This is a genomic window from Nitrobacter vulgaris (genome assembly GCF_031453995.1).
Lineage (GTDB): Bacteria > Pseudomonadota > Alphaproteobacteria > Rhizobiales > Xanthobacteraceae > Nitrobacter > Nitrobacter vulgaris.
This window is the reverse complement of sequence record NZ_JAVDPZ010000010.1, coordinates 1-15,784: the sequence shown is the minus strand read 5'-3', so window position 1 is coordinate 15,784 and position 15,784 is coordinate 1. Positions and strand designations below refer to the sequence as shown.

17 protein-coding genes and 1 tRNA gene are annotated in these 15,784 nt (G+C 58.9%); 4 read left to right on the top strand and 14 right to left on the bottom strand.

Translation table 11 applies throughout. The annotated features are described in order from the left end of the window. Window positions 1-45: 45 nt before the first annotated feature. The 5 genes from GGQ85_RS08290 to rpmH form a co-directional block, all read right to left on the bottom strand. Window positions 46-447 carry a DUF423 domain-containing protein gene (locus GGQ85_RS08290; RefSeq protein ID WP_309774099.1) on the bottom strand — a complete coding sequence of 134 codons (402 nt, stop codon included), beginning with the start codon at window positions 445-447 and terminating at the stop codon, window positions 46-48. Beyond that, complete coding sequence (gene yihA, locus GGQ85_RS08285; protein ID WP_309774098.1) at window positions 444-1,097, bottom strand: ribosome biogenesis GTP-binding protein YihA/YsxC; 654 nt, start codon at window positions 1,095-1,097, stop codon at window positions 444-446. Before yihA ends, GGQ85_RS08290 begins: the two co-directional genes overlap by 4 nt. Before the next feature lie 148 nt (window positions 1,098-1,245). Beyond that, the gene (gene yidC / locus GGQ85_RS08280; protein WP_079448171.1) at window positions 1,246-3,078 is read right to left on the bottom strand and encodes a membrane protein insertase YidC; all 1,833 of its coding nucleotides are present in this window, start codon (window positions 3,076-3,078) and stop codon (window positions 1,246-1,248) included. Window positions 3,079-3,150: 72 nt separating this feature from the next. Next, complete coding sequence (rnpA, locus tag GGQ85_RS08275) at window positions 3,151-3,486, bottom strand: ribonuclease P protein component (RefSeq protein ID WP_079448172.1); 336 nt, start codon at window positions 3,484-3,486, stop codon at window positions 3,151-3,153. 22 nt (window positions 3,487-3,508) lie between these two features. Next, complete coding sequence (gene rpmH, locus GGQ85_RS08270) at window positions 3,509-3,643, bottom strand: 50S ribosomal protein L34 (RefSeq protein WP_006609582.1); 135 nt, start codon at window positions 3,641-3,643, stop codon at window positions 3,509-3,511. A 319-nt stretch (window positions 3,644-3,962) separates the two neighbouring features. Between rpmH and GGQ85_RS08265 the strand changes: the two genes are divergently transcribed. Together GGQ85_RS08265 and GGQ85_RS08260 are read left to right on the top strand one after the other, a co-directional pair. Further along, window positions 3,963-5,447 carry a sensor histidine kinase gene (locus GGQ85_RS08265; protein WP_079448173.1) on the top strand — a complete coding sequence of 495 codons (1,485 nt, stop codon included), beginning with the start codon at window positions 3,963-3,965 and terminating at the stop codon, window positions 5,445-5,447. Window positions 5,448-5,711: 264 nt separating this feature from the next. Continuing rightward, a tRNA-Arg gene (locus GGQ85_RS08260) sits at window positions 5,712-5,788 on the top strand. Window positions 5,789-5,865: 77 nt separating this feature from the next. On the opposite strand, the gene GGQ85_RS08255 is transcribed toward GGQ85_RS08260, so the two are convergent. Together GGQ85_RS08255 and GGQ85_RS08250 are read right to left on the bottom strand one after the other, a co-directional pair. Then, the gene (locus GGQ85_RS08255) at window positions 5,866-6,312 is read right to left on the bottom strand and encodes a DMT family transporter (protein ID WP_309774096.1); all 447 of its coding nucleotides are present in this window, start codon (window positions 6,310-6,312) and stop codon (window positions 5,866-5,868) included. Further along, entirely contained in the window at window positions 6,312-6,839 is a 528-nt protein-coding gene (locus tag GGQ85_RS08250) for a GNAT family N-acetyltransferase (RefSeq protein WP_309774095.1), read from the bottom strand. Before GGQ85_RS08250 ends, GGQ85_RS08255 begins: the two co-directional genes overlap by 1 nt. A 124-nt stretch (window positions 6,840-6,963) precedes the next feature. Between GGQ85_RS08250 and GGQ85_RS08245 the strand changes: the two genes are divergently transcribed. Both GGQ85_RS08245 and GGQ85_RS08240 read left to right on the top strand, forming a co-directional pair. Next, window positions 6,964-7,530 carry a helix-turn-helix domain-containing protein gene (locus GGQ85_RS08245; protein ID WP_309774169.1) on the top strand — a complete coding sequence of 189 codons (567 nt, stop codon included), beginning with the start codon at window positions 6,964-6,966 and terminating at the stop codon, window positions 7,528-7,530. 657 nt (window positions 7,531-8,187) lie between these two features. Then, window positions 8,188-9,105, top strand: a complete 918-nt coding sequence (locus tag GGQ85_RS08240; protein ID WP_309774094.1) for an alpha/beta hydrolase — start codon at window positions 8,188-8,190, stop codon at window positions 9,103-9,105. Between the two features lie 466 nt (window positions 9,106-9,571). Here the strand turns inward: GGQ85_RS08240 and GGQ85_RS08235 are convergent, their stop codons facing one another. From GGQ85_RS08235 to GGQ85_RS08205, 7 genes are all read right to left on the bottom strand, one after another. Next, window positions 9,572-9,769, bottom strand: coding sequence for a hypothetical protein (locus GGQ85_RS08235; protein WP_309774093.1), 198 nt, complete (start codon window positions 9,767-9,769; stop codon window positions 9,572-9,574). 371 nt (window positions 9,770-10,140) lie between these two features. After that, on the bottom strand, window positions 10,141-10,587 hold the full coding sequence (locus tag GGQ85_RS08230; protein ID WP_309774092.1) for a hypothetical protein: 447 nt from the start codon (window positions 10,585-10,587) through the stop codon (window positions 10,141-10,143). A gap of 51 nt (window positions 10,588-10,638) precedes the next feature. Further along, window positions 10,639-11,214 (bottom strand): invasion associated locus B family protein, encoded by a 576-nt coding sequence (locus GGQ85_RS08225; RefSeq protein ID WP_309774091.1) that lies wholly within the window; start codon window positions 11,212-11,214, stop codon window positions 10,639-10,641. Further along, window positions 11,211-11,483: an energy transducer TonB family protein gene (locus tag GGQ85_RS08220; protein WP_309774090.1), complete on the bottom strand. Its 273-nt coding sequence runs from the start codon at window positions 11,481-11,483 to the stop codon at window positions 11,211-11,213. Before GGQ85_RS08220 ends, GGQ85_RS08225 begins: the two co-directional genes overlap by 4 nt. 44 nt (window positions 11,484-11,527) lie before the next feature. Beyond that, window positions 11,528-11,767: a hypothetical protein gene (locus GGQ85_RS08215; RefSeq protein WP_309774089.1), complete on the bottom strand. Its 240-nt coding sequence runs from the start codon at window positions 11,765-11,767 to the stop codon at window positions 11,528-11,530. 22 nt (window positions 11,768-11,789) lie between these two features. After that, window positions 11,790-12,479, bottom strand: coding sequence for a Fe2+-dependent dioxygenase (locus GGQ85_RS08210; RefSeq protein ID WP_309774088.1), 690 nt, complete (start codon window positions 12,477-12,479; stop codon window positions 11,790-11,792). A gap of 412 nt (window positions 12,480-12,891) precedes the next feature. Continuing rightward, on the bottom strand, window positions 12,892-15,429 hold the full coding sequence (locus GGQ85_RS08205; protein WP_309774087.1) for a TonB-dependent receptor: 2,538 nt from the start codon (window positions 15,427-15,429) through the stop codon (window positions 12,892-12,894). Between the last annotated feature and the right edge of the window lie 355 nt (window positions 15,430-15,784).

Sequence of the window (15,784 nt, the reverse complement as noted above, 5' to 3'; positions counted from 1 at the left end):
AAACGCTATAACCGATTGGCGGCAGGACCGCAAAGCCGCTTCGGGTCAGGATCCAGACTGCTCGGAACGGGACGCCGCACGAGGCCAGATGGCGGCGATCGCGAGCAAAAACCAACCCAGAATCATCAGCGTTCCGCCGGACGGAGCGGCTCTCGGGAAAAGGTGGTGGTCGAGGAATTGCCGCACCGTCAAGTCCACGCTGAACAGGATTGCGCCTGCGGCAAAGCAGCTGGCAGTCGCGAGACCGAGACGTGGGCGAATAATCTGCCGATCCGCCAGAAGCACCGCCAGCAGCGCGGCGGGAGCATGAAACAACAGCATCGACGAGGCCGAGAGCAGAAGTGTGCCCCCTGTCTTGTGCGCCGCGACCGCAGCCAGGATGACGCCGGCGCCGCCCATCAGCCCCGCCGCAAAAACGATGATCCGAAAACAGCAGAACTGCGTCATCGCTGAAGCTCTCCGATCAGGCGGGCCATGGCGGCGCGCAACTCCGGTATTCCGTAGCCCGTGCGCGACGACGTGACCAGCACATCCGGGAACGCTGCAGGATGTTTGGCGAGCAGCGACCTGGTCGCTTCGGTACGCTCCGCCATTTCAGCGGCCTTGACCTCGTCGGCCTTGGTCAGCACGATCTGATAGCTCACCGCGGACCTGTCGAGCGTGGTCAGGATGTCCTGGTCAGTATCCTTGATGCCGTGGCGCGCGTCGATCAGGACATAGACGCGCGCAAGGGTCGCCCGGCCGAGCAGGAATTTATGAATCAGCGACGTCCACGACGCGATTTTGGCCTTCGGCGCCGACGCGAAGCCGTATCCCGGCATGTCGACCAGCCGAACGTCGGCCCCCTTGGGACCCTCGAAGAAGATCAGCTCCTGGGTTCGTCCCGGCGTGCGTGACGTTCGGGCCAGCGTGCTGCGGCCGGTCAGCGCGTTGATCAGGCTCGACTTGCCGACGTTGGAGCGTCCGGCGAATGCGACCTCAAGGCCCGCCATGGGCGGCAACGTTTCGATCGACGGCGACGCCCAGATGAATTGCCAGTCCCCGGCAAACAGTCTTCGGCCTTGCTCGATCAACTCCGTATCAAGGCCGGTTGTCATGCGAAGAGGCCTCCTGGCTTGGCATTGCGCCTTCGCGGCAAGATCGGCCGATTTTGCGCGGAGCGACGGAATCAGAAACGTTCCCGCCGATCATTGGACGGCTTCGTCCGCAATGCGCCCCCGCGACGATCTTAAGGCGGCGATCCGTCTATGTGGTCTTCGCCGGCTTGTCGGAGGATTTGCGGCGGAAGGTCGATTTCACGTTATCAAACAGTTCTACTTTCACGCCGTTGCGGCGCATGATGTAGCTCTGCTGGATCACCGACAGCGTGTTATTCCACGCCCAATAGATCACGAGGCCGGCCGGGAAAGACGCGAGCATGAAGGTGAAGATTACCGGCATCCAGTCGAAGATAATCTTCTGAGTCGGATCCGGCGGTGTCGGATTCAGCTTCATCTGGAACCACATCGTGATGCCCATGATGATCGGCCACGCACCGATCGCCAGATAAGGCCCGAGCAGCGGCACCACCGAGGGATCGTATGGCAGCAGTCCGAACAGGTTGAAAATGTGGGTCGGATCGGGCGCGGACAGGTCCTTGATCCAGGCGAAGAACGGTGCGTGACGCATTTCAATGGTCACGAACAACACCTTGTACAGCGAGAAGAACACGGGAATCTGAAGGAGGACCGGAAGACAGCCCGAGATCGGGTTGATCTTCTCCTTCTTGTAGATCTCCATCATCTCCTGCTGCAGCTTCATCTTGTCGTCAGGGAAGCGTTCTTTCAGTGCGTTGATCTGAGGCTGGACCGCCTTCATCTTCGCCATCGAGGCATAGGATTTGTTGGCGAGCGGGAAGAAAATCAGCTTGACCAGTACGGTCACGACCAGAATCGCGACGCCGAAGTTGCCGAACACATGAAAGAAGAAGTCCAGCGCGAGGAACATCGGCTTGGTGATGAAGTGGAACCAACCCCAGTCGATCAGCAGGTCGAAATGGTTAAGGTCGAGTTGCTTGTTGTAGCCGCCAAGCTCCACGAACGGAAAATTGAGGCCGACAACACCGGCTTCCTTGGCGCCGGCAAAAAGACGTGTGTTTACCGAACCGGTACCGCCAACCGGGATCGTCTGCGCATCCTCCAGATAGTCGGTCTGGTAGGTCCTGACTGAACCCGCCAGATCGGACGAGAACCGCGCCTGCAATCGCGCGCTGGTGTCAGGCAGCAGGGCCGCGGCCCAGTATTTGTCGGTGATGCCGAGCCAGCCGTTGGTGACATTGAAGGTCACCGATTGGGCTTCATCGATCTTCTTGTATGTATATTCCTGAAGCTTCTGATCGCCGAGAAAGCCAATAAGCCCTTCGTGTAGAATGTAGTAACCGGAAACCGCCGGAGTACCATGCCGTGAAATCAGCGCGAACGGGTACAGTGTCACCGGCGCGCTGCCGGCGTTTGTGACCTCATCCTTGACCGTGAACAGATAGTGCTCGTCCACCGAGATGGTGCGACGGAACGTCAGCCCTTCGCCATTATCATACTTCAGCGTGACCGGCGTGGACTGCGTCAGCGCCCCCGACCCTTCCTGCACCCACACCGTCTTCTGATCTGGAACCCGGACGGTGGATCCGGTGGCGGGAACCCATCCGAATTCGGCATAATACGGATTGGCCGTACCGGAGGGCGAAAACAGCTCGATCGCGGGCGAAGCGGGATCGACCGTCTCGCGATACTTGGTCAGCAGGAGGTCATCGATACGCGCGCCAGTCAGCGACAGGCTTCCGCTCAGGCGAGGGGTGCTGATCTTGACGCGCGGCTTGGACGCGATGGCAGCATCCCGGGCAACCACCGCGGTTTCAGCTGCGGGTTGAGCAGGCGTGGGGGAATTCGGCGCCGCCTCAGTCTGAGACTTGGCAAGCTCGCTTTGCGCCTGGTGCGCGGCGCGATCCTTTTCCATCTGCGGAATGTTGTAGAAATACTGCCAGGCGATCAGCACGAGAGCCGACAGAACGATAGCGATGATGGTATTGCGGTTCTCAGACATCGTTCAGGATCTCGTCACTCAATTCGGATTGCGGCTGTATACACCGTTGATGTCGTCGATTTGACGCTGCGTTCATCCTGGATGCCGGCGGTCGAGGCGATGAAACGCCGAACGCAAATCATCAAGCATCACGGCATAACGGCGGTTGAGCGCAGCACGGCGGCCGATTATCACATAATCGCTGTGCGGTCGCATGGATACGGCGTCCAGGCGCTTCACCAATTCGCGAAGTCTGCGGCGGATGCGGTTTCGCTCGGTCGCGGTGCCATTTTTTTTTGTCACCGTGAAGCCGATCCTGATCGGACCGCCATCGTTGCGGCGACGATTTTGTACCACGAAGGCAGGGGTGCTCACCCGCGGCCCATTGGCAACGGCGAGGAAATCCGCCCGCTGCCTCAACCGGTCCATGATGGTTCTCGGGACGATCCGCTCAGGCACTCAGGCGCTTGCGGCCCCGCGCGCGCCGCGCGGCAAGAACCTTCCGGCCGCCGGTGGTCGCGAGGCGGGCACGAAAACCGTGGCGGCGCTTGCGCACCAATTTGCTGGGTTGATAAGTCCGTTTCACGGGAGTCTCCGCTGACCGGGCACGTCGCCTGATGTTGAGGTTAAGTCCGGTAATACCGACCTGAACCGAGCCCTTATTCGACCCGAACAAGCCGTCCCGATCGAAACCGAGCCGTCACGGACAATTGGCGCGGCTTATACGGGAGCGGCCTCTTTTCGTCAATCTTGCCCTGTACCGTTTCCCAGCCCGGCCGAATTGGCCAAAATCTCGCGCCGACCTATATTACGCATGTGTTCCGGCAGTGGTTCAGAGGCCGGCGTGATCCATTCCAGGAGCGCGGATCACGGTCAGTTTGCCGCAGGCCCTTCAGAGGACAACCGTGTCACAGGCGATCGAACAGCTCCGGATTCGGGCCTCACGTCTCTCATTGCGCGGCCGGCTCGGCCTGTCCGGCAAGCTCCTGCTGCTGACGATTCCGCTGGTCATGATCGCCGAAATACTGATCTACGTCCCCGCTATCGCCAATTTTCGGCTGAATCGACTCAACGATCGCCTGGCAGCCGCCAACACCGCAGCGCTGGTGCTTGATGCAGCTCCCTCTGGCATGGTGCCCGACTCGCTCGCACGGCAGATTCTCAACAGCATCGGCGCCCGTGCGGTCGCCATCAAGATGGGTCAGCAGCGCCGGCTGCTCGCCAGTGCCGATCTACCGGCGGCGATCGATCATGACATCGACATGCGCACCATGACTCCGTGGTCGGCCATTGTCGGTTCATTCGAAACCATGCTGGAGAGCGGCAACCAGGCGATCCGCATCATCGGACCGGGGTCGCGCGGCGCGCAGTTCATCGAGGTCGTCACCGACGAGGAGCCGCTGCGCCAGTCGATGTACCGCTTTTCGCGCAACCTGCTGCTGGTCTCGCTGGCGATAGCGATTTTGACTGCAGGTTTGGTCTATCTGGCGCTGCACTACCTGTTCGTCCGCCCGATGCGGCGCCTGACCGCGAATCTCGTGGGCTTTCACCAGAATCCCGAAAGCTCGGCGCGGATCATCGTGCCGTCGCAGCGCGGCGACGAAATCGGCGTCGCCGAGCGCGAACTCTCCGACATGCAGCGTGACCTGGTGTCGATGCTGCATCAGAAGAGCCGGCTGGCAGCGCTCGGTCTCGCCGTCTCGAAGATCAATCACGACCTTCGCAATCTGCTGGCGTCCTCGCAGCTGCTCTCCGACCAACTGGCCAGCGTGCCCGATCCCCGGGTGCAGCGGTTCGCGCCAAAGCTGATGCGCTCGCTGGAACGCGCCATCGCATTCTGCCAGTCGACGTTGTCTTATGGACGGGCGCAGGAGGCCGCCCCCGACCGGCGGCTAATGGCGATTGAGCCTATCGTCAACGAAGTGCGGGAGTCGGCGGGACTGGCGCCGGACGGTTCCATCACCTGGATCAACGCGATCGAGCGCGGCCTTACCATCGACGCGGATCCGGATCAGCTTTTCCGTATTCTGCTCAATCTCGTGCGCAACGCCGCACAGGCTTTGGAGAGCCAACCGCGAAACGACGCTGATGCTGCGACCCGGCAAATCCGGGTTACCGGCCGCCGCGAAGGCGCGGTGGCGATCGTTGAGGTTTCCGACACCGGACCTGGCGTTCCGCAACAGGCGCGCAACCATCTGTTCGAGGCCTTCCAGGGATCGGTACGCCCCGGCGGCAGCGGTCTCGGCCTTGCGATCGCGGCAGAACTGGTGCGTGCGCACGGCGGCGACATTGCTCTGGTGGAAGGCACCATAGGCGCAACGTTCCGGATAGCGATCCCGGATCGTCCCGTGGAGTTGCAAACGATCCGTAACGAACGCGCCCGAGCCTGATCAATCTCAAGATGTGGATGCCGGTTCGCGTGAAGAAAACACGTCAAATCAAAATCCTGGAGCCACGCTTCTAATTCCCGCAGAAGCGGAAAGGCCCTAGGCTAGAAAGCAGCCTTGTCGCGCTCTTCATAGCGAATCATATGCATGCCGGTGCAGCCGCACCGCTTGCAAAGCCGACCGGGAGCCGTTAGCAATGGCGCGCCTTCGGGACGCTGGTTCCCGAAACGCAAGCACTGTGAATTTCAGCGATTTTTGCCGACAAACGCGCCCGTAGCTCAGCTGGATAGAGCACCAGACTACGAATCTGGGGGTCAGGAGTTCGAATCTCTTCGGGCGCGCCAGTAATCTTACAGCACCGTAGTTCTCTGGTCCTGGTCACGGATTGGTCATTTTTCGCGCAGCGCCGAGTAAACGAATTTCAAAGGCTGCGGGATGCGACGAGAAACGCCCCGGAAACCAGAAGCCCCGCGCCTGCGATAGCGGTGAGCCAGCTTTGTACGCCGGTGACGTCGGACCTTGCCATGTCGAGCGCCAGCCCGAAGATCAACTGGCTTGCGACCAGAATCGAAATCGTCGCCGCCGGCCCGAGACGTTGGTAGCCGACTATGCTGGCGAACACGAAGAACGAGCCGAGCAATCCTGGCAAGACGCCCCAAATCCGGACAGCGCCGAAGGCTTCGGAAATACCCGCAAGGCCGGAGCGACTGACCAACAGGATCGATAGGGCAACGAGGCCAACCGCCGAGTTCATCACCAACGCAATCAGAACAGTGGAAGCGCCAGCTGTCATGTGCGCCATCAGGAGATTCTGCGCCACGATGGCGGCACCGGCAGCGACAAGCAAAGCGACGATCAGTGGGGTCATCACGGCTTGCCGATTTCATCGGGGGACGTGCGCGTATCCAGCATGAGTTGCAGGAAGACCAGATCGAGCCACACGCCGAATTTGGTCCCGACCTGCTTCAAGTGACCGACAGACTCGAACCCGAGCTTCTCATGTAGCCGGATCGACGCGGTGTTTCCTGCCTCAATGCCGGCCACGATCACGTGTTTGCCAATGCCGCGCGCCCTTTCGATCAGTCCCAGCATAAGCGCCTTTCCGATGCCGTTCCCGCGCTGGTCGGCCCTGACATAGACGGAATGCTCAACCGTATGGCGATAGCCGTCCCATGCGCGCCAGTCTCCGAACGAGGCGTAGCCAAGAACGGTGCCGGCGTCATCCACCGCGACCAGCACCGGATAGCCCACCCGCTGCCGGTCGGCGAGCCACGAGAGGCGGTTTCCAGTGTCGATCTTCGTGTCGTTCCAGATCGCCGTCGTGTTTTCGACGGCGTCGTTGTAAATCGCGGTGACCCCTTCCACATCGGTCGGGCCGGCGTCGCGAATCTCCATATCGCTCTCCTGTTACCATAGAAGCACTATTGTCTACTATATGAAACAGAAGCCAAGTGTCAACAGGGCCATTTCCCGGCGTCACTTCATTGCGCGGTAAGAATCCGTCTACCATAGTAGTATGATGAAAAAGAATGACGACATAGACAGTCGGATTGGCGCGCGCATTCGCACCGAGCGGGAAAGCCGAGGCTGGTCGCTAACCGACCTTGCGGAGAAGGCGTCGGTGTCCCGCGCCATGATCTACAAGATTGAGCGCGGCGACAGCAGCCCGACCGCCAACCTCCTTGGCAAGCTCACCGGCGCATTCGGCCTCAGCATGTCAGCATTGATGGCTCGCGCCGAGGTTCGGCAGGGCCGCATGCTGCGGAAGGCCGATCAGCCGGTTTGGACTGACCCCGAAACGGGGTATGTGCGCCGGCACGTTTCACCGCGTTCGGATATGCCGCTCGATCTGGTTCAAGTTGCCTTGCCTGCCGGCAAGGCGGTTCCTATGCCGGCGTCCGCCTATGCCTTCCTGCGACAACTCATTTGGGTTCTGGAGGGCGAACTGGTCTTTGTCGAAGGCGAGGTACGGCACGAAATGAAGCAGGGCGACTGCCTGGAACTCGGCCCGCCAATGGATTGCGTCTTCAAGAACGAAGGCAAGCACACCTGCATCTATGCGGTCGCGGCACTGAGCGTCGCGTAGAGCTGCGCCTTGGCTCCCAGGCGCAGGGCGATCCTAAAATTATAGAGGCCCCGCAATGACATAGCGGTGCCCAGTTTCATCTCCACCGGCGCGCCAAAACTGCCGATTGCCCTCCATAGCCGCCGATACTCGCAGAAACTACGCTCGCGCAGAGAGCGGGAGATAGGCGACGGATGAAAAAGCGTAGAAACGGTGGCGTCTGGCGGTGAAAAAGTTCGAATCGCTCACGGTGGTGTCATACTGAATGCGCTGTGGACTCGGTCAGCCGGCCTCACGACCGTGTTGGAAGGCCAAGCTCCCAAGTGATGATCATGCCAGTTGCCGTTACGATATCGCTGTTGAAGCGAAATTCGCGACACGCCGCTTTTCGATCAGGAAATCCACCAGCGCGCGCAGCTTCGCAGGCATCTGCTGACTGACGCGGACGAGATCGATTTCGAAATCACGGAGCGGACTGAGCCGTTCAAGGGAACGGAAATCGCGCGCAAGAGCGTGGCGGCCGTCGTTGCTGATCTTGCCGGTGCCTCAAGACCACTCGGCAATCGCAATATCGGCATCAACAAGCCAAATACTGATGGCGACAAACCCGCCTTCATGTGAACCCGCCCGCCGATAGCAAATCCTCCAATCCAACCTGCCAACCAGGGAGAACGCACCATGGAAACCGTGAATATCCGCAATCGCGACATGTATTGGGATATCGCCGCCGATATCCATTTCCCACCGAACTTTGACAAGACGAAAAAGTATCCGGCCATCATCAGCGCCCATCCGATCGGGAGTTGTAAGGAGCAGACCTCGGGCAACGTTTATGGCGCGGCGCTTGCGAAGGAAGGCTTCGTCGTGATTGCGTTCGATCGGAGCTTTCAGGGGGCCAGCGGCGGGGAGCCCCGTTTCATCGAAGACCCGACCCTGACCGTCGAGGACTTCCGCCATGTCGCCGACTATCTGGTGACGCTGCCGTATGTGGATGAGGATCGCATTGGTGTCTGCGGTGGTGGCGGTTATGCGATCAACGCCGCGATGACCGAGCGGCGCATCAAGGCAGTCGGCACCGTGACCGGCGCGAATTATGGGCGGCTGATGCGCGGCGGCTTCGCCAATCTCGACCCCATCGGCTTGTTGGAAAAGATATCAAAACAGCGCACCGCGGAGGCGCGCGGCGCTGAATGGCATGTCGACGATCTGCTGCCTCCTTCGGTCGAGGCGGACAAGAAGGCCGGTATCAAAGACATCGATGTGCTGGAAGCGACGGACTACTATCGGACCCCGCGTGGACAGAAGCCTCACGGTTGCAACCGCTCGCTCCTGTCGCACCAGGCTGCCGCTGTCGGCTGGGATGCGTTTCATCTCGCTGAGGTGCTTCTCACCCAGCCGCTTTGCATTGTCGTGGGCAACAAGGTCGGAGCCTTCGGCGCCTATCGCGACGGCTGCGAAATCATCGAGCGCGCTGCTTCGAAGAAGAAGGAGTTGGTCGTTGTGGAAGGCTGGTCGCACTACGACCTTTACGACAAGCCCGAGCCGGTCGGAAAGGCGCTCGAAAAGCTGGTTCCGTTCTACAAGAGCAATCTTTGAAGGTTCGGGACGCGCGCTTCTCTCGCCCTCTCGCCCGCGTTGCGAGTAACAAAGCCAATCAAGCTCCCGTCGTTCCGCAGGAGCTTGATTGGTGGAAGCCGCGCGTGACAATCCTGCTTCCAGCGTCAGGAGTGACTGGATAGGGCCTTAGAGGGCTATGGAGGAGACATAGTTCGCATCATCACCTGAGACGGCGCGCCAGTGATTCCGGGTAGTTAGCTAATTGTCTGGCTCGGCTCGCTTACCGCAATTTTGCGAAAGTAAGCGGATAGTAAGCAGAAGACGACGTCGCCGAGCGTATTGGCAATGGCGTCGACCACGGTCCGCGTCGTCGATCAGACGGCGCTTCGCAAAATCGGAAGTGCCGTCATGACGTCGTAGCCCCGCGAGAAGCTGCTGGCACGAAGCGGCATGGCCGCGGCTGTCGTGAGGATGTGATTCTACCGGGAGCGGATCGACGCCTAGTTCATCCACGACGAACGAAGCGCTCGTACGTGTCCTCAAGCGGCTTTCCTTCGAACCAAGACTTCGGCTCCGCATCCGGCAGGTGAATCAGAGTGTAGGCAGTTTCGTACTTCTCGCTACGAAATGAGTGCTCCTTGACCCGCTGGCCGAACCAAACTCCGGCAGGATGATCGATGCCTTTCCGGACCTCGAAGTTCATATCAGTCGTCCAGAGCTTTCGCCAACCGCCTTAGTCGAGCCTTGGCCTCCGGCGACATGGATTGGTATTCACGGAAGAACGCCTCGTCTTCGGCGGATCCCAGTTTCTCGACCCGCGTCGCCGCCGAGGAGATAGTCGACCGTCACGTTGAAAATCCGGGCCAAGGTTCAGAGGCTCGAGTTCAACGTTTAAGGCGAACTAGCGACCGATATTCCTGGAGGCTTGTTGTCACTCGTTGGTACTCTGACGAAGACTGCGATCGCGGCAAAATAGGCAGCACGCTAATCGGCGTTGAGACAATACAAGCTCAATATCGGGCGGAATGGGACTGGGCAGCCTCGGGCTTAGTGGGCAGGTCTATGCCTGCTCTGTCAGGATAATGCTTCATTCGACGCTCGCAGCGAAGCCCCTCGTTCCTCAAGCCAAAGTCTGATTTCCGACGCCGTCACAGATCCGACGCCCGGCTCGGACAATAATTCATCCCAGGTGTAGGCGGTTGCGATCTCGACGAGATGGCGGCTGCGTTTGGCGACGGTCCGGCCGCCGAGCGAGGCGTGGCGGCCATGAAGCAACGCTTCCACGGCGCGACGCGGCAGGTTGCGGCGCGGAGCTTTCTCGCTCGGCTTGGGGCAGAACGCCCGCACGTCGTGCTCCTCGATATCGAGCTGCGCGGCGATGCGGCGATGATCCATACCGAGCGTGCGCAGGATCGCCACCTCGTCGCGGAGCCATGAGAGGAAGCGACGCCGGTTGTAATCGCGTTGAGGCGGCGGCGATTCCTGCTGGACGGAGAGATCATCCTTAACCAGCGTCAGCATGGGCAATCTCCCTGTATACCGGATGAACCGGCCTTTTCGATTTGATTGTCGCTATTTTGCGAGTTCTGTTGCGCGCGCCAGCGCGGGACCGAAGCCGTTGAGCGAGACGTTGAAGGTGACGGCCTCGTTGCTGGAGAGGTTGAGCGAGGCGACCACGAGTTTCGTGCCCTTGCGCATGGCGTCGGTGGCGGCGGCGGGGAAATTCACCGGCAACAGGCAGCCCTGCGGCACGCAGGTGGAGAAGCGCAGTCCCTTTCCGAGGTCTTTGTCGTCGAGCTTGAGCACCGCGCCGGCGTCGAGATTGAGCCCGAACGGCATCAGGATGGTGCCATCGACCTTGCCGCCCACGGCAGGGTTCAGCTCGATGGCGTAGACCCGCCTGCCGGTTTCCTTGTTGCCCTGCGCCTGCGACAACAAGCATTGCTTGCGCCGCTCGATGATCCGGCAATCGACGGTCCAGTCGCCGAAGGTCTCGTTCACCGACGAAGCCCCGTTCGGCAGCGTTGCCGCTGATGTGGCCGGCTGCTGCACCGCCGGTTGCTGGGCCTGAGCCGCAGTCATCGTTGCGGCTGTGATCGCGGCGGCGAGAGTGAGCAGGCATGTTCGTGTGAGATTTGCTGACATCATCGACTGAACCTGATTGGAACGGCAAGTGTGATTGAACCGCCGCCGACATCGGGCGGCGGGGCGGGGACGGGACTGGCGCGACGCGACAGCGAGGCGGCTTCTGCGTCGAGCGCGGAGTCGCCGGCCGAGCGCACCAGGCGTGCCGACAGCACGCGGCCGGAGCGGTCGATCGTGAACGCAACCGTCGCAACACCCGCCCCCGCCGCACCGGACGCCGCATCGGGAGGTTTGCAGGAGCGACAACAATTGCCCCGCTCAAGCAATGTCATCCTTGAACCTGAATCATGTTCGGCATCTTTCCGCGCCTCCGCGCCTATTCACTGCTCGGAGGTTTCATCAATGAAAATAGTTCGTCGATTGACTGATTGGCCAGATACCGCACTCGATCTGCACCGTCGATCCCAGCGATGTTCACGCCCTTCACGACCGCGCGGATTTCATCACGAAAATCTGTAAGAAAACGAAGGGGATCACGTTGTTCATTCGCTACTCGCGCAATGAGCCCGGCGATCAACAACTGGCACGCGATCATCTTGCCGTTCAATTCGTCCATTTCTATCCTCAACCATCCAACGTCAGCATTCGGCCCAATAGCGAATGAGATTGTGGTACACTCCTGTCAACCGAACCGCTTCCGGATCGCCCGCGCCTACACGCCCAACGATTCCCTGAATTGCTACGTCCAAGTCGTAGATCATGCTACGGGCGCGTTCATCGCGGATCATACTCTGCAGCCAAAAGAACGAGGCAACCCGCTCACCACGTGTAACTGGCGTGACGAGATGCAGGCTGGTGGCGGGGTAAAGCACCAGATCACCCGCCGGTAGTTTAATTTCGTGGGAGCCAAAGTAATCTTCAACCGTCAAAACTCCCCCTTCGTATTCATCCGGCTCCGTTAGGAAAAGTGTTATGGAAAGATCAGTACGAATCCGAAGTCCGGTTAGCGGATCGCCACGTACGGCATTGTCAACGTGAATGCCGAACTCGTGACCCTCCGTTGCCGAATATCGGTTAAAGAGCGGAGGAAAAATGTGAAGGGGAATAGCTGCTGAGAGAAACTGCGGATTTCCCGTTAACGCCTTGATGATCCGCCGACCCAGCGAGCGCGCGAGATCCCCGTCTGGAGGCAACTGCACGTTTCGCTTGACCATCGCGGACTGTGATCCTGCTGTACGACGTCCATCTTCCCAACACGCGCCGTCCATTAGTTGTCGAAACTCAAGCACCTCTGCCTTAGTGAGAACATTCGGTATGCAAACGAGCATTTCATCACTCTTTCGAAGTTGCCGCCGATATTTTCAAGAAGTGTCGAATCGGATCGAACCCGCTGATTGCGGAGCGGCGATCAGGATGACGAATAATCAGTCCGGGCAATGCGAGTGTTCGGAGGCCGTTCCGATCTGAAATCGACAGCAATTTGTCCCGTCTGCTTTGGTGACGTGTTCAAGTCATTCCTACATTTGTGTCGAACTTCACCATGACCTCGCGAAAGTAGCGGCGGACAATTTTGATCGTGAAAGGTCGAGTGATCCGGGAAACATCGCAGAACCCACAAGGTCTGCGGAACCACATCGATTAGCCCAGGCAGATCGGTAAAAGTAGCAGCAGCCAGCTGCATAGCTGACTGCTGCCATCCGTTGGTGAGGCCACAAAGCATGGCCAGCGCCTTAAGCTTTCTCAGTACCGCGCTGAAAGCACCAGATAAGCAGCACGACCGGGGGCTTCGAGGACGAACGGCGCCGCACTTTGATAGAGAGCATCGTAGTAGCGCTTGTCCATGATATTGTTGACAAACAGTTTCAGCTTCCAGTGCTTGTCAATCCGTGCTTCTGCAAACGTATCAAACCGCCAGTAACTTGGAATTGCCGTCCCCTGGTTGGCCGCGAGGAATGTGCCGCCAGCAATCTGCGATCGATAGACCGACTGCATACCAACTTCCCAGGCATCACTCAGTTGATACTTGTTTAGTAAGCTAAATGACTGATGAGCAACGTTCGTGAGCGGAAGACCGATATTAGAACTGAAAAGGATCGGGTTTGCCGGAGGAATGAGCGACTGCGTCACTTCAGATTGCATCAAGACAAGCCCGCCAAAGATGCTCCACCTGTCATTGATCTTGCCGCCAACTCCGAGGTCTATACCGCGGATACGATATGCCGCGCCCGCTGTGATACAGGAAACGTTACCCGTTGTGCCCGCAGGATACGGGCACGCTGGGGTCGCAGTGGCTGCCGTGATGTTACGCGACTCGCGAGCATTTTCTTTTTCTGTCTGGAACAGCGCGGCGGTCACCAGTAAGTGTCGATCGAACAGCTCCCACTTCGTGCCCATCTCGATCGCTTTGTTCCTCTCTGGTCCGAAGATCTGGGAAACGCCACCGTTTAAGACGGGTGCCAGACCACCGTACTGAATGCTCGTGCCATCGAACTCAGCTCCCACAGGATTTGAGGAAGTCGCGTATGCGACATAGACGCTGCCGTTAGGCAAGGGTTTCAGGGTGAGGCCAAGGTTAAAGTTTGGCAACCCATAGGATTGCTGCTGTTGGCCGAAGACGCCCGCAACGCCGTTGACCGTGCCGTATCCGTTCAAGCTGATATTGTAGTTGTCGTAACGCACACCGCCGTTCAGGATCAGCAGATCGTTGTAGTTGGCCGAATCCAATGCGTAAGCGCTTTGGGTGTTAATTCGAATGTTGGTTGGCCGACCTGTAAGGGTTGGGGTACCGCCGAACGGAAGGTTTGTATATTGCGGATTGAAGATGCTTACACCCGTCAATGAATTGCCCGTAAACCCTCCTGGCAGGGCTTCCGAAGTAAGCCCAGTATAACTGTCGATAGAAATTGTTTCGCGATCGAACTGAACGCCCGCAAGTGCGGTGTGTCTGAAGCCAACGCCATCCTGAAACTTGTAGGTTGCTTCCGTCTGATTGGCGACCACGCCAGTAGCTTGGTAGCGACTCTGCGGGTTTGCGGAAATCGTTGATGCTGTGAACGGAGTTCTAATGACCGGGGCCTCAGGAAGTGTTCCAATGTAGTCCTGGGTCGAGTTCGAAGCCCTGAATCTATTGGTCAGCGTAAGGTCCGGAGTGATCTGCACTTGAGCATTTATTGAACCGATATCCTGGCCGGTCCGGAAGAAGTCGCGGTTCACGAAGCCATACCAATTAGCGCGGTTTGAACCGAAATCCGGAAAGGGCCCGCCAGCCGTGGTCGCTGTGCTTGGCCGGTAGTAGGGCACACCGAAGTCTGGCAAACCCGACAACGCCGTGTGAATGTAGTTCGCCTGAACTATAACCGCGTCAACTGGCTTCCATGTCGTGGCGAAAAAGGCCCCGTTTCGATTGTCCGTCACATGATCGCGGCCAGCAACGCCTGCGTCCTGAAACAACCCACCGGCGCGAATAGCGAGCGTTGGGTCAATCACTTGATTGACGTCGAGTACAACGCGCTTGGTTCTGTCGGTACCAAACATGGTATCCATGTTGTAGAAGCTGTTCTCCGTCGCTGCTTGCTTGGTCACGATATTGATAGCGCCGCCGGCCGTACCACGGCCTGCGAAGGATGACCCTGGACCGCGTAGGATTTCGACCTGCTCGGTGAAGAAATTTTCGCGAACACTGACGCCGGCGTCGCGAACGTTATCGATGAATATATCGTTACGCGCGTCAAAGCCGCGGATAAAGAAGCGGTCTCCGAAGGCGTTACCACCTTCCCCGGTCCCGAGCGTTACACCTGCCGTACTCAAGATCGCTTGCTTCAACGACGTGGCGTTCTTGTCCTCAAGAAGTTCTTTGGTCAGCACCGTGATCGACTTTGGCGTATCGACAAGCTTTTCCGGAAACTTCCCCCCGGCTTGAACATGATCAGCCTTGTAGGGCGCCGCCGGGTCCGCGTACGGGTTACGATCGGCAGCGCCGACCGCGCTTGGAACAACTACGGGCGCCGGCGTCGCGCGCTGAGTTCTCTGAGCCCGCCTCAAAGCGTTGCGAGCGCGGACTTGCTCTGACGAGGGTTTGGAGACTGTGGGATGGGGGCGTTGAATTGGAGCGTCAACCGTAACAGGAGGCAAATCGGCCTTCTGCGCCTCAGCGCCAGAAATGGACGCCACGGCGATCAAGCTTGCGACGGCCGACACCTTTCCGACATTGCTCTCGTCACGAGCTATCTTAATTGCTGCCCCGCCAGCTCGCAGCGTGGCCGGTATCTTAATACTCATCAAAGCCCCCATTCATCACTTGCGCTATAATGTCGCGCGACGATATGAATCGTTGCAAACCTGTTCGGCCGTCAACGCACAGCAAGCAACACAAATCCGGAATCGACGTTATTTAAAGATATTCTAATCTGCGCTCAGGGTTCGCAGGATGAGGTAGTACCGGTGTCCCATCGATACACGATACCGGATCGTAGATTTGCACCTGTTGTAAATTGAAAAGGGACTTCAAGGTCTCGGGTTAGTTCAACGAGGGCGATTGAAAGACGATGCGATGTTTGGCAAAGCGCTGGTCCGAGGCCTTGGGCGAAACGGCATGACTGTGGATTGGATCCGCGATGGGGCCGACGGGTTAGCT

Coding starts and splice junctions, on each gene's coding strand:
- GGQ85_RS08225 (WP_309774091.1), bottom strand. CDS start 11,214: ATGATGTCAGCAAATCTCACACGAACATGCCTGCTCACTCTCGCCGCC.
- GGQ85_RS08215 (WP_309774089.1), bottom strand. CDS start 11,767: ATGGACGAATTGAACGGCAAGATGATCGCGTGCCAGTTGTTGATCGCC.
- rnpA (WP_079448172.1), bottom strand. CDS start 3,486: ATGGACCGGTTGAGGCAGCGGGCGGATTTCCTCGCCGTTGCCAATGGG.
- GGQ85_RS08210 (WP_309774088.1), bottom strand. CDS start 12,479: ATGCTCGTTTGCATACCGAATGTTCTCACTAAGGCAGAGGTGCTTGAG.
- GGQ85_RS08245 (WP_309774169.1), top strand. CDS start 6,964: ATGAAAAAGAATGACGACATAGACAGTCGGATTGGCGCGCGCATTCGC.
- yidC (WP_079448171.1), bottom strand. CDS start 3,078: ATGTCTGAGAACCGCAATACCATCATCGCTATCGTTCTGTCGGCTCTC.
- GGQ85_RS08290 (WP_309774099.1), bottom strand. CDS start 447: ATGACGCAGTTCTGCTGTTTTCGGATCATCGTTTTTGCGGCGGGGCTG.
- yihA (WP_309774098.1), bottom strand. CDS start 1,097: ATGACAACCGGCCTTGATACGGAGTTGATCGAGCAAGGCCGAAGACTG.
- GGQ85_RS08240 (WP_309774094.1), top strand. CDS start 8,188: ATGGAAACCGTGAATATCCGCAATCGCGACATGTATTGGGATATCGCC.
- GGQ85_RS08230 (WP_309774092.1), bottom strand. CDS start 10,587: ATGCTGACGCTGGTTAAGGATGATCTCTCCGTCCAGCAGGAATCGCCG.
- GGQ85_RS08255 (WP_309774096.1), bottom strand. CDS start 6,312: ATGACCCCACTGATCGTCGCTTTGCTTGTCGCTGCCGGTGCCGCCATC.
- GGQ85_RS08235 (WP_309774093.1), bottom strand. CDS start 9,769: ATGAACTTCGAGGTCCGGAAAGGCATCGATCATCCTGCCGGAGTTTGG.
- GGQ85_RS08205 (WP_309774087.1), bottom strand. CDS start 15,429: ATGAGTATTAAGATACCGGCCACGCTGCGAGCTGGCGGGGCAGCAATT.
- GGQ85_RS08250 (WP_309774095.1), bottom strand. CDS start 6,839: ATGGAGATTCGCGACGCCGGCCCGACCGATGTGGAAGGGGTCACCGCG.
- GGQ85_RS08220 (WP_309774090.1), bottom strand. CDS start 11,483: ATGACATTGCTTGAGCGGGGCAATTGTTGTCGCTCCTGCAAACCTCCC.